Consider the following 12061-nt stretch of genomic DNA (forward strand, 5'->3'; position numbering starts at 1 on the left):
CAGAGCCGGTCAAATCGCAAGCTCGAACGCGGTCGCCACACGAGCGCACGCCACGCCAGGAAAACTGATGCATTGAGCACTCGGCTGCCGTTGATATTCTTATCGTCTATGCCTGGCGAGTGCTCAGCGCTTTATGACCAGCTTGCGGGACTCGGTCCGAGAAAGGGTCCGTAGGAGGGACGGCCAATGGCGGCCGAGAGAAATTGGGACAAGACGGTAGGTGCGGCCGACGATGTCCGCCGCGTTTTCGATAATGTTCCCGCCTTATTGGTGGGCCTCGAAGGGCCCGACCACCGCTTCGTCGCGGCCAACGCCGCTTACCGCACGCTGAGCCCCCCCGTCGACACGATCGGCCTGCTGGTGCGCGAGGTCTATCCGGAGCTGGAGAGCCAGCAGATCTTGCAAATGTTCGACCGGGTGTATGAGACGGGCGAGCCGCAGTCGGGGACCGAGTGGCGGGTGCAGGCCGATTTCGAGGGCTCGGGAACGGCACAAGAACACTTCTTCGACTTCATCGTCACGGCGCGGCGCGCCGACGATGGCTCGATCGAGGGCGTGCAGCTCGCCTTCGTCGATGTGACCGACCGGGTGCGAGCGCGGCTGGCCGCCGAGTCGCGGATGCAGGAGCTGTCCGAGCGCTACCGCAACGTCCGCCATTCGGCCACCATCATGCAGCAGGCTCTGCTGGCGCCGTCGGTACCCGTCGTTCCCGGCGCCGATGTCGCGGCCGAGTACCTCGTCGCGGCGGAGGACACGGCCGCCGGTGGCGACTGGTTCGATGCCATCCCCCTTGGGGATCGACTGGTTCTCATCGTCGGCGACGTCGTCGGCCATGGCGTCGAGGCGGCCGCGGTGATGTCGCAGCTGCGCACCGCGCTGCGGATGCAGATCTTGGCGGGCTACCCGGTCGCCGAGGCGCTGGCGGCGGTCGACCGCTTCCACGAACATGTGCCGGGATCGAGGTCGGCCACCGTATGCGTAGGCTCGCTCGACTTCACCACCGGCGAATTCCAGTACTGCACGGCCGGGCACCCGCCGCCACTGCTCATCGGCGCGGAGGCCGCCGCGCGCTATCTCGTGCCCTCTGGAGCAGGCCCGTTGGGCAGCGGCACGGGATTTCCGGTCCGCACCGAATTCCTCGACGTGGGCGACACGGTCATGCTCTACACCGACGGTCTGATCGAACGCCCGGGCCGGCCGCTGGCGGCCAGCACCGCCGAGTTCGCCGACCTGGCCGCGAACATCGCCGGCGGGCAGAGCGGGTTCGTGATCGAGCCCTCGGGCCGACCCATCGACCGGATCTGTTCGGAGACTTTGGAATTGCTGCTGCGGTCGACGGGTTACAACGACGACATCACCCTGCTGGCGGCGCAACGGCGCACGCCGCCACCGCCGCTTCAGATGACACTGGATGCCACCGTCCACGCTGCGCGCGCGGTACGCGCCCGCCTGCGTCAATGGCTTTCCGACGCCGGTGCCGCCTCCGACGACATTTCCGACATCGTGCATGCGATCTCGGAGTTCGTCGAGAACGCGGTGGAACACGGTTACGCCACAGAGGTTTCCGACGGCATCGTCGTCGAGGTATCGCTGGCGGGAGACGGCAACCTGTACGCGTCGGTCATCGACCACGGGCAGTGGAAGGATCACCGCGAAGGCGAGCAGGGCCGCGGCCGCGGCCTGGCCATGGCCGAGGCCCTGGTGTCCAGCGCGCACGTCACCCATGGGCCCGGCGGGACGACAGCGAGCTTGACGCACCGCCTGTCGCGGCCGGCCAATTTCATCACCGACACCCTCGTCAGCCGGGCGGGTCAGCAACGGTCGATTAATTCCGAATTCGCCTCCGTGGTGGCCGAACCGGGTCGCATCGTCGTCAGCGGCGACGTCGACTCCAACAGCGCATCCACGCTGGATCGCCAGATCGCCGTCGAAAGCCGTTCGGGCGTCGCACCGCTGACGATCGATCTGAGCGCCGTCACCCAGCTGGGTTCGGCCGGCGTCAGCGCGCTGGCCGCCGCACGCGACCGAGCACAACGACACGGCAGCGAGTACGTGCTGATAGCGCCGCCGGGAAGCCCGGCGCACCATGTCTTGTCGCTGGTACAGCTTCCGGTGACCGGTGGTCTCGCCGAGAATCTAGTCGCGGAGGGCTAGGGTCGGTCGGACCGCTGGCCGTGCCGCACCTGCTTGAACGGCACACCGCGGTCGGCTGCGTATTCCCGCGGGAAGCCCAGCACCCGCTCACCGATGACGTTGCGGGCCATCTCCGTGGTGCCACCGCCCATCGCGACGGTCTGCCGGGATAGGTAGCGCAGCCCCGTTTCCAGGCCTTCGCCCGGTTCGCCGACAACGCCGGCGCTTCCGGCGATGGCCATGGCGGTGTCGATATCCACGAACACGGTCTCGGCGTGAAACAGCCTGATGAGTGTGCCGGCGGCCGGCGGCAGCGTGCCGTCTCGCACGCTGCGGTAGACGTGGCCGATCAGCTGGTCGGCCACCGCGCGCTGTACCAGTGCGCGGCCCGCCAGCTGCTGCACGCGTTCGTCGCCGGCCTGGCCCGTCTTCTCGATAAGGCTCACGTAGTCAACGGGATTCGCGTTGCCACCCTCGCTGCCACTGCCGCTGGCGAACTCGGACCCCTGCCCCACCGCCCGGCGCTCGTGGTACAGCTGCCGCGACGCAACCGTCCAGCCGCCGTCGACCTCCCCGACGACGGCGTCGTCCCCGACGTCCACCGCGTCGAGGAACTCCTCGCAGAACTCGGTGGAACCGCTCAGCATGGTGATGCGCCGCAAGGTGATTCCCGCATGGGCGATGGGGACCAGGAACATGGTCAAGCCCTGATGCTTGGGCACATCCCAGTTGGTGCGCGCCAGACACAGCCCGTAGTCCGCCGCGAACGCGCTGGTGCTCCACGTCTTGGCGCCGTCGAGCACCCAACGATCGCCCTGGCGCTCCGCCCGCGTGATGACGCCGGCAAGGTCGGATCCGCCGCTGGGCTCGGACAACAACTGGACCAGCACCTCGTCGCCCCGCAGCGCCGCACCGATGTGTTGCCTCTTCTGCTCCTCGCTGCCGGTGTCGAGCAGCGTGGCGCAGCAGATGGTGAAAGTCGGGGTGTTGAGGATCAGCGGCATCTCGTAGGCGAGCGATTCCGCATCGAATGCCTTCTGATACTCGTAGTCCAGCCCGAGGCCGCCGTACTCGCGGGGGAAGCAGATCCCGGCGAATCCGCCCTCGTAGAGCCGCTTTTGCAGTTCTCTGGCCCGCAGCCAGGATCGCTCGTCGTCGCGCGGGGCGGGCGGCGGGGACTCGGGGTCGATGCGGGGCATGTTGTCCGCCAGCCATGCCCTGGCCCGGGCCGCGAATTCGGCAACGGACTCGGTCGACGTCATCTGCTGCAACGACCCGCCTTCTCGTGCTCGTACACACGCAGGTTGTGTTCCTCGGGTGTCCCGAACATGGAGCGGTACAACGTGATCCGGCGCAGGTAGAGGTGCAGGTCGTGTTCCCAGGTGACGCCGATTCCGCCGTGCATCTGCACGCAGGCCTGGACGATCTGGCCGGCCATCTCCCCCACGTACGACTTGGCGATGCTGGCCGACAGGCCCGCGCCGGGAGAGTTCGCGGCCACGTCGGCGACCGCGGCGGCTGTGGTGGCCCGGCAGGCTTCCAGCCACAGCTTCATGTCGGCGAACTTGTGTTTGAGTGCCTGGTAGGACGCCAGCGGCCGTCCGAAGGTATGCCGGTCCAGCGCCCACTGGACGGTCAGGTCGAAGACCGTCTGCAGGATGCCGACCACCTCGGCGCACTGCAGGGTCTGGGCGATTTGGCCCTGCCGGTCGACCAGCGCGGGGGTCTCGGCGGGCGTGCCCACGGCCGCCGATCGCCCTACCACGACACCGTCGAAACGCGCACGGGCGTATTGCTTGACCAGATCGATCGACTGCTGCGCCTGGATCGTGACCCCTGGCGCATCCGTGGGGACCAGAAACTGGCGCAGCCCGTCCCCGCAGCGCGCCACCACCAGCAGCACCGCACTCTGCGCGCCGGCCTCCACCCGGTCCTTGATCCCGTCGATCCGGTAGCCCGAATCGGTCGGGCTGGCCGTGACCGACGGATTCAGCGGCGCCCATCCCCGGCCCGGTTCCGATACCGCCCAGGACGCCACAGTTTCACCGGACATCAGCGCCTCGATGGTGGCGGTGTGCTCTTGCCGGTCCGCGCACTCGACGAGTGCGGCGAGCACAACGCTGACCGAATACAACGGCCCGGGCGCCACCGTCTTCCCGAGCAGTTCGGCGACCATGGCCAGATCCGCCAGGCCGTTGTCCGAGACGCTGCCGCCGCCCAATTCCTCGGGCACCAACAGTCCGGTCCAGCCGAGTTCGGCGGCGCGCCGCCACCATGCCGGATCGAACGACTCCCCCGCGGCGTGCAACTCGCGCACGCGGCGCAGCGGCGCTTCCTTTTCCAGGAACGCTTGGGTTGTCGAGGTGAACAGCGTCTTTTCGGGAGAGTCGAGTGTCGTCATGCTGCCTCTCGTCCGAATTCGCCGGCGTTTCGATGGTAGCAACGGGCGCTACGGTAAGAGATACCGGAGTCCCGTCGATAGTTCTGCCGACCGCTACATGGCGAACACGCGGCGCAGGGAGCGCGCATGCAGGGCCCGATTCTCCTGCGAAACCACCCAATCGGGAACCAACGAGTCGAAGCCGTTGAATGCGGCTGCGATGACATGCAATTCGGTATGCACGTAGGCGTGCAACAGCCTGTTCGCATAATCGATGGCTTCGTCGCGGCACGGATCGATCTCGGCGCAGCTGATGAACGTGGGCGGCAGGCCTTCGAGGTTCGCCCGGTGCGCGGGGACATGTTGACCGTTGGCGCTCGCGTGCCCGAGGTAATGACCCCATGCCCGGCTCACCGCCGGCCCGTTGAGCCCCGGCGTGCGCTGGAACTCACGCCGCGACTGGGTGGCATCGGAGTCGAGCATCGGCTGGTGCAGGATCTGCACCAGGATTTGCGGGCCCTCGTCGTCGAACATGCGCTGACTGAGGCCCGCGACGAGGGCGGCACCCGCGTCCCGGCCCATCACCGCGATGCGGTTGACATCCACATTCAGCTCGGCGCAATTGCGGATCGCGTGATAAAAGCCCGCCTCGACATCGTCCAATGCCGCCGGGCAGGGATGTTCCGGCGCGAGCCGGTAGTCGACCGATATCAGCAGGCAACCGCCTTCTCTGGCCAACTCCGCGCATTGCGCGTGATCGGTGTCGAGGTTGCCGGTCACGAAGCCACCGCCGTGTGCGTAGAGGACGAGGGGGGAACCCGAGTCCGCTCGATCGAGGTCGGGGCCCCGGTAGAGGCGAAGCTTCAGCTGGTGGCCGCCCGGGCCGGCGATCGTGCGCGTTTCGATGGCCACATCGGCGGTGTCGGCTGCCGAGGCGCGCTCAGCGGCGAGCCGGTCCGCGTGTTCCCGTTCGGCGGGCAGTGTCTCGGCGCGGAATTCGACGACGCCCAGCGCGGCGGCGACCTCCCGGAGCACCGGGTCGATCCGGGTAAGGCCCTGCGGCCGCGACAGATTCGTCTGTGTCATACCTTCTCATCTTCCGGCTCATGAATGCGGGCTCGTCCGGTGCCGGCGCGGTGCCGCGCCTGGAAACCCTCTTCAACGTAGACCTGCGAATCCGTGCGGTGGAAGATGAGGTGCTTCTCGCTCGAGCGTGGGCCAGATTCACCGTTCTCCGGGGAGCGCCTTGACGGTCGCCGGCAGCCCGTAGAGGGCGGTCGCGTTGCCGCGCATGATCCGCTCGCGCTGGTCGGCCGGGAATCGGTTGATCGCGTATGCCGGCGAGTCGTAGCTCCAGTGCGGGTAGTCCGTCGAAAACATCAGGTTGTCGCCCAGATCCATCATCTCCAGGTACTCCCGGAACTGCACGGTGTCGGCGTCTTCGAGCGGCTGGGTGGTGAACCGAACATGTTCTCGCACATACTCCGACGGGCGCCGCCGCACGTGCGGCAGGTCGCCGCGGCGGGCTTCCCAGATACGGTCCATCCGCGACATCACCGGCATCGCCCACGTGAAACCACCTTCGACGAACACCACCCGCAGCTCGGGGTGGCGGTCGAATGCGCCGTCGAACACCAGGCTCATCAGGTGCGAGACGTATAGCAGCGGCCAGGAGGCGAAGAAGTCGTGCCAGTGCGCGGGATTGCCGACCGGGTACAGCGGAATCAGCTCGAACGGCGTCTGCCCCATCAGGTGGGTGGCCACCGGGAAGCCGTTGCGCGCCGCCGCTTCGTAGAGCGGGTCGAAATGCGGGTTGCCGAAGGGGATCCCGCGGGTCTGCGGTGTCATCAGCACCTGGGCCATGTACGGATGTCCCGCCCACCGTTCGACCTCGCGCGCCGCCTGGTCGGGGGTCTGCGCGCTGACGCTGATCGATCCGCGCCACCGGCCGTGTGCGTTGTTCTTGTCGAGCCAGACGTCGGCAAGCCAGTCGTTATAGGCGGACTTCAGCACGTGTTCGGCCTGTGGCAGTTGGGCATCGCACATCGGCTCGAGCGTCGCGATGCTCACACCGGCATCGAGCAGCAGCTGCTTGGCGGCGAATTCCGGGTCGCTGCCCGCGAACCCGCCGCCCGGCGGCGCGGCGTCCATGCGCAACGACATGGTCTTGTACGAATCCGGTGTGTCGTAGAAATGCGGCACCGGGGTGACGGCGTTGCCGGTGGGCCATATCTTGTCGACCCATTCGGGCGCCGCATACGACTTGAGCACGTCGGTGGAGACGGGCAACGGGTGCACGTCGGTGTCGACGATGGTGACCGCTATTTCGTCGTCGTGACCGGTCGTCGAGCCGACGCGTTCGATGGTCGTCATTGGACACGCTCCTTCAATCCGTAGAGCTCGCTGGCGTTTCGCCACAGCACCTTGTCGCGTTGCGCGGCGTCGAGGCCCTCGGCAACGCTCTCGGGTGGCGAGGTGGACCAGTGCGGATACGCCGACCCGTACATCAGCAGGTCGGTCTTGCCGGTGAACTCCATCCAGCGCTGCGCGTCGGCCGCGTCGGTCGGGCCGTCGAACGCCGACGAGCAGAACCGGACGTGGCCCGGCAGGTATTCGCTCGGATAGCGGTCCACCCACGGGGTCTGATCCCGCATCGACACCCAGAACGTGTCCAGCCGCCAGATCAACGGGGTCAGGATGTCGTAGCCGCCGTCGGCGAAGACGAACGTGAGGCCGGGGTGCCTGCCGAACACCCCCTCCACGATGAGGGTGGCCAGGTGGACGAAGTAGTTCAGCGGCATGAACGCCGCGTATCCCGGGTAGGTATGGGCGTGCCCGGCAAAGGTGGGCGGATAGTCGACGCCGTTGCCACCGTTGATGTGCACGGCCACCGGCAGGCCGTGTGCGGCGGCGGCCTCCCAGATCGGCTCGAACATCGGTTTGCCGTAAGGCTCCCGCGACTGCATCGGAACGCCGACCTGCACCAGTTTCGGGTGGTCGGCCAGGCGTTCGATCTCCGCGACGGCCCCCTTGGGATCCTCGGGATTGACGCGGATGGTGCCCCGGAATCGATCGGCGGAGTCGGGCTCGAGCCAGCGGTCGAGCAGCCAGTCGTTGACCGCCGCGCAAATCCTGCTGTTGAGCAGGTAGTCGGCGATGTTGCCGCGCGTCAGCGGGTTGAGGATGGCGTAATCGACGCCCATCTCACCGAAGAGGTGCCGGCTCACGGTCTCCGGGTCCGAACCCGGGTAGTGGTCCCCGTAGAGGTCCTCCCGGTAATCCCCCCCGGGCGCCTGATACCACTGCTTCTCGACGTCGGGGATCGACCGCAGCTGGTGCGCGGCCGGCAGGTAGCGCCGGATCTCCGCGTTGTAGCGGAAGTGCGGTTGCACGTTGGCGTCGATGATCGGTGGGCTCATGCGGTCAGGTACACCTCCCCGTCGGCGACGTCGACCTGGTAGGTGCGGATGCGTCGGGTCGGATCGGCAACGCTCTGTCCGGTGGTGATGTCGAATTCCCAGTTGTGCCAAGGGCATCGGACGATTTGACCGTCGCGGACGCGCCGCAGCCCGCCCGGTTCGTTCGGGGCGAATTCGTTGGTGCCACCGACCAGACCGAGGCACAGCGGGGCGCCCTCGTGAGAGCAGTAGTTCACGATCGCGTAGAACTCGCCGCGCACGTTGTACACGCCGACGCCGAATTTCCCGACGTCGACCAGCTTCATCGCGCCGGGTGGCAGATCGTCCAGCGAGCACACCAATCGCCGTTCGGGCATTCGCCTCACCGCCTCCCGAAGCCATGCAGCATCAATACTGTGCCCGTTACCGTAACCACGACAAGCCGTTGGGCTTAGTTGCTATTTATACTATGATAGCGATATTCCCCGCTTTCCGATCCACTTACCGGCTGCTCAGGAGGAGCGCTGATGACGCTCAGCACCGACCCCGCCAACCAGCCCGTCACACTCGACCTCACCGGAGAAACCAGCCCCTACCCGTTCTTCGAATACATGAGGCGCACGGACCCGGTTTGGCACGGCGCACTGGCGGACCACTCACAGATGCCCGAGGAGCTGCGGCCGAACGACGAGTGGGTGTTGTTCGGCTACGACCCGGTGTTCCAGGCGTTCCGCGACGACCGCATCTTCAGCTCCCACAAGTACGACGAGACCATCGGTTTGGTGATGGGACACACCATCCTGGCGATGGGCGGGAGGGAACACCACGATCACCGCAACCTGGTGGCCAAGGCCTTCCGCGCGACCGCGCTGGAACGCTGGGAGCCGTCGGTGATCGGACCGGTGTGCGATCAACTGGTTGACGAAATCAAGAACGACGGGCACGCGGACCTGGTCAAGGCGGTGACGTTCGAATTCCCCACCAGGATCATCTCCACCCTGCTCGGTCTGCCCCCCGAAGATCTCGACCTGTTCCGGCGGTTATCCCTCGACCTCATCTCGATCCCGACCGACATCATGGCGGGGCTGAACGCGGCGGCGGAGTTGCACGGCTACTTCCTCGACCAGGTCGAGCAGCGCCGGCGCAAACACACCGACGACATCATCGGGGACCTGGTGGCGGCCGAGATCGACGGGGAGAAGCTCACCGACGAGGCCATCATCGCGTTCCTGCGGCTGCTGCTGCCCGCAGGACTGGAAACCACCTACCGCTCGTCGGGCAACCTGCTGTACCTGCTGCTGACGCACCCCGAGCAGCTCGACCTCGTCTACCGGGACCGGTCGTTGATACCGATGGCGATCGAAGAGGGCCTGCGCTTTGAAACGCCACTGACGATGGTCATGCGGACGACGACCGAAGAGGTCGAAATCGGCGGCAAGACAATCCCGGCCGATGCTCAGATCGACATGTGCATGGGCTCGGCCAACCGCGACGAGACCCGCTGGACCGACCCCAACACTTTCGACATCCGACGGCCGCGGCAAGCGCACATCGCGTTCGCCGGCGGTATTCATATGTGCCTCGGCATGCATCTGGCCCGGCTCGAGACGCGGGTCATGCTGAACAGCCTCTTCGACCGCGTCAAAGATCTCGCCTTCGTGACCGATGACGGAACCGGCCAGGAATCGAAGATCGTCGGGCTGACGTTCCGCTCCCCGAACAAGCTTCCGGTCACGTTCGCCCCGGCCACATGAGAAGCCGCTTGAAAACTAGGGGAGCGCTCCTGCACGACGTCGGCGGCCCGTGGTCGGTCGAGGAATTCGAACTCGACCCGCCCCGCGCCGGCGAAGTCCTGGTCGAGATGGCGGCGGCCGGGCTGTGCCACTCCGACGACCACATCCTCAAAGGTGACATGTCGGCGCCCAACGAGGTGATGCGATCCCTCGGCCTGCCGACCATGTTCCCGATGATCGGCGGCCATGAGGGCTCCGGGATCGTGCGGGAAGTCGGCGATGGCGTAACGGATTTCGCCCCCGGCGACCACGTGGTGATGTCGTTCGTCGCGGTGTGTGGCCAGTGCCGCTGGTGTGCCACCGGCATGGAATACATCTGCGACGTGGGCGCTTTCACGCTGACACCGGGGATGCCCACCGATGGCACCTTTCGTCATCACACCGCCGACGGCCGGCCGCTCGGGCATCTGGCCAAGGTCGGCGCGTTCGCCGAACACACGGTGGTGTCGACGAATTCACTGGTGAAGATCGAGCCGCACCTGCCGCTGGCGCCAAGCGCGTTGCTGTCGTGCGCCATTCCGACCGGCTACGGTTCGGCCGCCAATCGGGCCGGCGTGCGCGGCGGCGACACCGTCGTCGTCGTAGGCGCGGGCGGAATCGGTACGGGGGCGATCCAGGGCGCTCGGATCAGCGGCGCCGCACAGATCGTCGCGGTGGACCCGGTGGACTTCAAGCAGAAATCGGCGTTGCAGTTCGGCGCGACCCACAGCACCGCCACGATCGCCGAGGCGCAGGATTTGGTGCGGGACTTGACATACGGCGTGATGGCCGACGCGGTGGTGGTCTCACCCTCGCTGATCACCGCCGCCGACGTCCGCGACGCGCTGAAGCTGACCCGCAAGGGCGGGACATGCGTGCTCACCGGTATGACCTCGCAACTGACCCACTCGGTGAAGGTCGACCTGCAGGACTTCATCCTGATGAACAAGACGCTGGCGGGAACGATATTCGGCTCGTGCAACCCGCGGGCGGACATCACCCGGCTGGCCAGGCTTTACCAGACCGGACAGCTCCAGCTCGACGAGATGATCACCCGGCGCTATCGCCTCGAGGAGATCAACGATGCCTACGACGACCTCCGCAACGGCAAGATCATCCGGGGCATCATCGATTTCGGGGTCAACTGAGGCCCTTGCGACCCATCACCTTGTGCAGTTGGCCGTAAGCGTCGATGGGACTGTGCAGCGCCAGACCCCCGTCGGCATGCACGACTTGGCCTGTCACCCACGGCAGCTCGAGGACGCCCACGATCGCCCCCGCCACGTCGGCGGCGTCCCCCACACCGCCCAGCGCCGTCCGTTCGGTCAGCGCCTCCACCCAGCCGGGGAGTTGTTCGGGTTTCGCCAGCATCGGGGTCCGCGTGACGCCCGGCCCGACGGCGTTCACCCGGATGCCGTGCACGCCCCATTCCGCGGCGGCGACCTTCACCAACATGTCCACGCCCGCCTTCGACACGCAGTAGGCGCCCATGTCCCGGTCGGCGACGGTGCCGCTGATGCTGGAGACCGCAACGATCGAGCCGCCGACCCCGGCGTCGACCATGGCCCGCGCCCCGGCGCGAATCGTCAGCCAGGTGCCCGTGAGGTTGACGCCCAGCACCCGGTTCCATTCCGCCGGTGACTGTTCGAATAACAGGCCGGACGCACCGACCCCGGCGCAGGTGACAATCCGCGTGGGGGCGCCGTGGTCCCGCACGGTCTGCTCCATGGCGGCCGATACCGCGTCGGGATCGCTGACGTCGCAAGCAATATCGGCATTTGTGAGGTCCCACACCACGACGTCGTGGCCCGCATCGCGCAGCCGTCCGGCGACTTCACGCCCGATTCCGGACGCGCCGCCGGTGACCAGCGCGGTCATTGCGCCGGTCCGATCAGCTCGACGAGTACACCATCGGGCGCGGTGATGACAGCCATCGGCACCGTCTTTCCGCCCGGAGCCGGCACGGTGATTCGATGAACACCGTCGGCGAATCCTAATTCGGCGAGTGTGGCGAGCGTTTCGTTGACGTCCCGCTGCAGGGAGAGCAGAAAGAACCCGTGCCGCGGACGCTGGGGCGTCGCAACCGCCTCGTCGGCGCCGTCGAAGACGACCAGTTCGACGATGCCGGCATCGGGCCCCTGTGGATCACCCAAGAATATCGACTGCAACCGGTCAGTCTTGGCGCCGAACAGTTTTGGCCAATCCCCGGTGAAAGTGTGGTCGAACAGTTCGGCCAGTCCGAGGCCGTCGCGCCAGAACCGCTTCGATCGCTCTACGTCGGCGGTACAGATCGCGGCATGGTGGACACCCAACATCGGCTTCCTCTCGATTGCAGAGCTTGCCCCCCATCATGCAACGTCGATTGTCGACGCGGAACG

Annotated in this window: 11 protein-coding genes; 3 read left to right on the forward strand and 8 right to left on the reverse strand. The window is 66.8% G+C overall.

Translation table 11 applies throughout. From position 1 onward, the window contains the following. Positions 1 to 186: 186 nt before the first annotated feature. Complete coding sequence (locus G6N51_RS11230) at positions 187 to 2154, forward strand: SpoIIE family protein phosphatase (protein WP_083170345.1); 1968 nt, start codon at positions 187 to 189, stop codon at positions 2152 to 2154. On the opposite strand, the gene G6N51_RS11235 is transcribed toward G6N51_RS11230, so the two are convergent. The 6 genes from G6N51_RS11235 to G6N51_RS11260 all read right to left on the reverse strand — a co-directional run bounded on the left by G6N51_RS11235 (position 2151) and on the right by G6N51_RS11260 (position 8288). Then, positions 2151 to 3395 (reverse strand): acyl-CoA dehydrogenase family protein, encoded by a 1245-nt coding sequence (locus tag G6N51_RS11235; RefSeq protein ID WP_083170344.1) that lies wholly within the window; start codon positions 3393 to 3395, stop codon positions 2151 to 2153. The two genes, G6N51_RS11230 and G6N51_RS11235, sit on opposite strands and share 4 nt — an antisense overlap. Next, a complete protein-coding gene (locus G6N51_RS11240) occupies positions 3392 to 4534 on the reverse strand; it encodes an acyl-CoA dehydrogenase family protein (protein ID WP_083170343.1) in 1143 nt (380 codons plus the stop codon). Before G6N51_RS11240 ends, G6N51_RS11235 begins: the two co-directional genes overlap by 4 nt. 93 nt (positions 4535 to 4627) lie before the next feature. After that, positions 4628 to 5599, reverse strand: coding sequence for an alpha/beta hydrolase (locus tag G6N51_RS11245; RefSeq protein WP_083170342.1), 972 nt, complete (start codon positions 5597 to 5599; stop codon positions 4628 to 4630). Positions 5600 to 5737: 138 nt separating this feature from the next. Next, positions 5738 to 6886, reverse strand: a complete 1149-nt coding sequence (locus tag G6N51_RS11250) for an amidohydrolase family protein (protein ID WP_083170341.1) — start codon at positions 6884 to 6886, stop codon at positions 5738 to 5740. Next, positions 6883 to 7932, reverse strand: coding sequence for an amidohydrolase family protein (locus G6N51_RS11255; protein ID WP_083170340.1), 1050 nt, complete (start codon positions 7930 to 7932; stop codon positions 6883 to 6885). The genes G6N51_RS11250 and G6N51_RS11255 overlap by 4 nt, the downstream gene beginning before the upstream one ends. Further along, positions 7929 to 8288, reverse strand: a complete 360-nt coding sequence (locus G6N51_RS11260; RefSeq protein ID WP_083170339.1) for a Rieske (2Fe-2S) protein — start codon at positions 8286 to 8288, stop codon at positions 7929 to 7931. The genes G6N51_RS11255 and G6N51_RS11260 overlap by 4 nt, the downstream gene beginning before the upstream one ends. Positions 8289 to 8438: 150 nt before the next feature. Here G6N51_RS11260 and G6N51_RS11265 point away from each other — a divergent pair, with 150 nt between their 5' ends. Both G6N51_RS11265 and G6N51_RS11270 read left to right on the forward strand, forming a co-directional pair. After that, the gene (locus tag G6N51_RS11265) at positions 8439 to 9665 is read left to right on the forward strand and encodes a cytochrome P450 (RefSeq protein ID WP_083170338.1); all 1227 of its coding nucleotides are present in this window, start codon (positions 8439 to 8441) and stop codon (positions 9663 to 9665) included. A gap of 8 nt (positions 9666 to 9673) precedes the next feature. Beyond that, positions 9674 to 10831 carry a Zn-dependent alcohol dehydrogenase gene (locus G6N51_RS11270; RefSeq protein WP_083170337.1) on the forward strand — a complete coding sequence of 386 codons (1158 nt, stop codon included), beginning with the start codon at positions 9674 to 9676 and terminating at the stop codon, positions 10829 to 10831. On the opposite strand, the gene G6N51_RS11275 is transcribed toward G6N51_RS11270, so the two are convergent. Together G6N51_RS11275 and G6N51_RS11280 are read right to left on the reverse strand one after the other, a co-directional pair. Beyond that, positions 10824 to 11561: an SDR family NAD(P)-dependent oxidoreductase gene (locus G6N51_RS11275; RefSeq protein WP_083170336.1), complete on the reverse strand. Its 738-nt coding sequence runs from the start codon at positions 11559 to 11561 to the stop codon at positions 10824 to 10826. The genes G6N51_RS11270 and G6N51_RS11275 overlap by 8 nt on opposite strands. Continuing rightward, complete coding sequence (locus tag G6N51_RS11280; RefSeq protein ID WP_083170335.1) at positions 11558 to 11998, reverse strand: VOC family protein; 441 nt, start codon at positions 11996 to 11998, stop codon at positions 11558 to 11560. The genes G6N51_RS11275 and G6N51_RS11280 overlap by 4 nt, the downstream gene beginning before the upstream one ends. Positions 11999 to 12061: the final 63 nt, after the last annotated feature.

Origin of the sequence: Mycobacterium paraseoulense (genome assembly GCF_010731655.1) — a bacterium.
Classification (GTDB): domain Bacteria; phylum Actinomycetota; class Actinomycetes; order Mycobacteriales; family Mycobacteriaceae; genus Mycobacterium; species Mycobacterium paraseoulense.

Excerpts from the sequence above, each read along its gene's own strand:
- G6N51_RS11230 (WP_083170345.1), top strand. The coding sequence starts at position 187 with ATGGCGGCCGAGAGAAATTGGGACAAGACGGTAGGTGCGGCCGACGAT.
- G6N51_RS11235 (WP_083170344.1), bottom strand. The coding sequence starts at position 3,395 with ATGACGTCGACCGAGTCCGTTGCCGAATTCGCGGCCCGGGCCAGGGCA.
- G6N51_RS11240 (WP_083170343.1), bottom strand. The coding sequence starts at position 4,534 with ATGACGACACTCGACTCTCCCGAAAAGACGCTGTTCACCTCGACAACC.
- G6N51_RS11245 (WP_083170342.1), bottom strand. The coding sequence starts at position 5,599 with ATGACACAGACGAATCTGTCGCGGCCGCAGGGCCTTACCCGGATCGAC.
- G6N51_RS11250 (WP_083170341.1), bottom strand. The coding sequence starts at position 6,886 with ATGACGACCATCGAACGCGTCGGCTCGACGACCGGTCACGACGACGAA.
- G6N51_RS11255 (WP_083170340.1), bottom strand. The coding sequence starts at position 7,932 with ATGAGCCCACCGATCATCGACGCCAACGTGCAACCGCACTTCCGCTAC.
- G6N51_RS11260 (WP_083170339.1), bottom strand. The coding sequence starts at position 8,288 with ATGCCCGAACGGCGATTGGTGTGCTCGCTGGACGATCTGCCACCCGGC.
- G6N51_RS11265 (WP_083170338.1), top strand. The coding sequence starts at position 8,439 with ATGACGCTCAGCACCGACCCCGCCAACCAGCCCGTCACACTCGACCTC.
- G6N51_RS11275 (WP_083170336.1), bottom strand. The coding sequence starts at position 11,561 with ATGACCGCGCTGGTCACCGGCGGCGCGTCCGGAATCGGGCGTGAAGTC.
- G6N51_RS11280 (WP_083170335.1), bottom strand. The coding sequence starts at position 11,998 with ATGTTGGGTGTCCACCATGCCGCGATCTGTACCGCCGACGTAGAGCGA.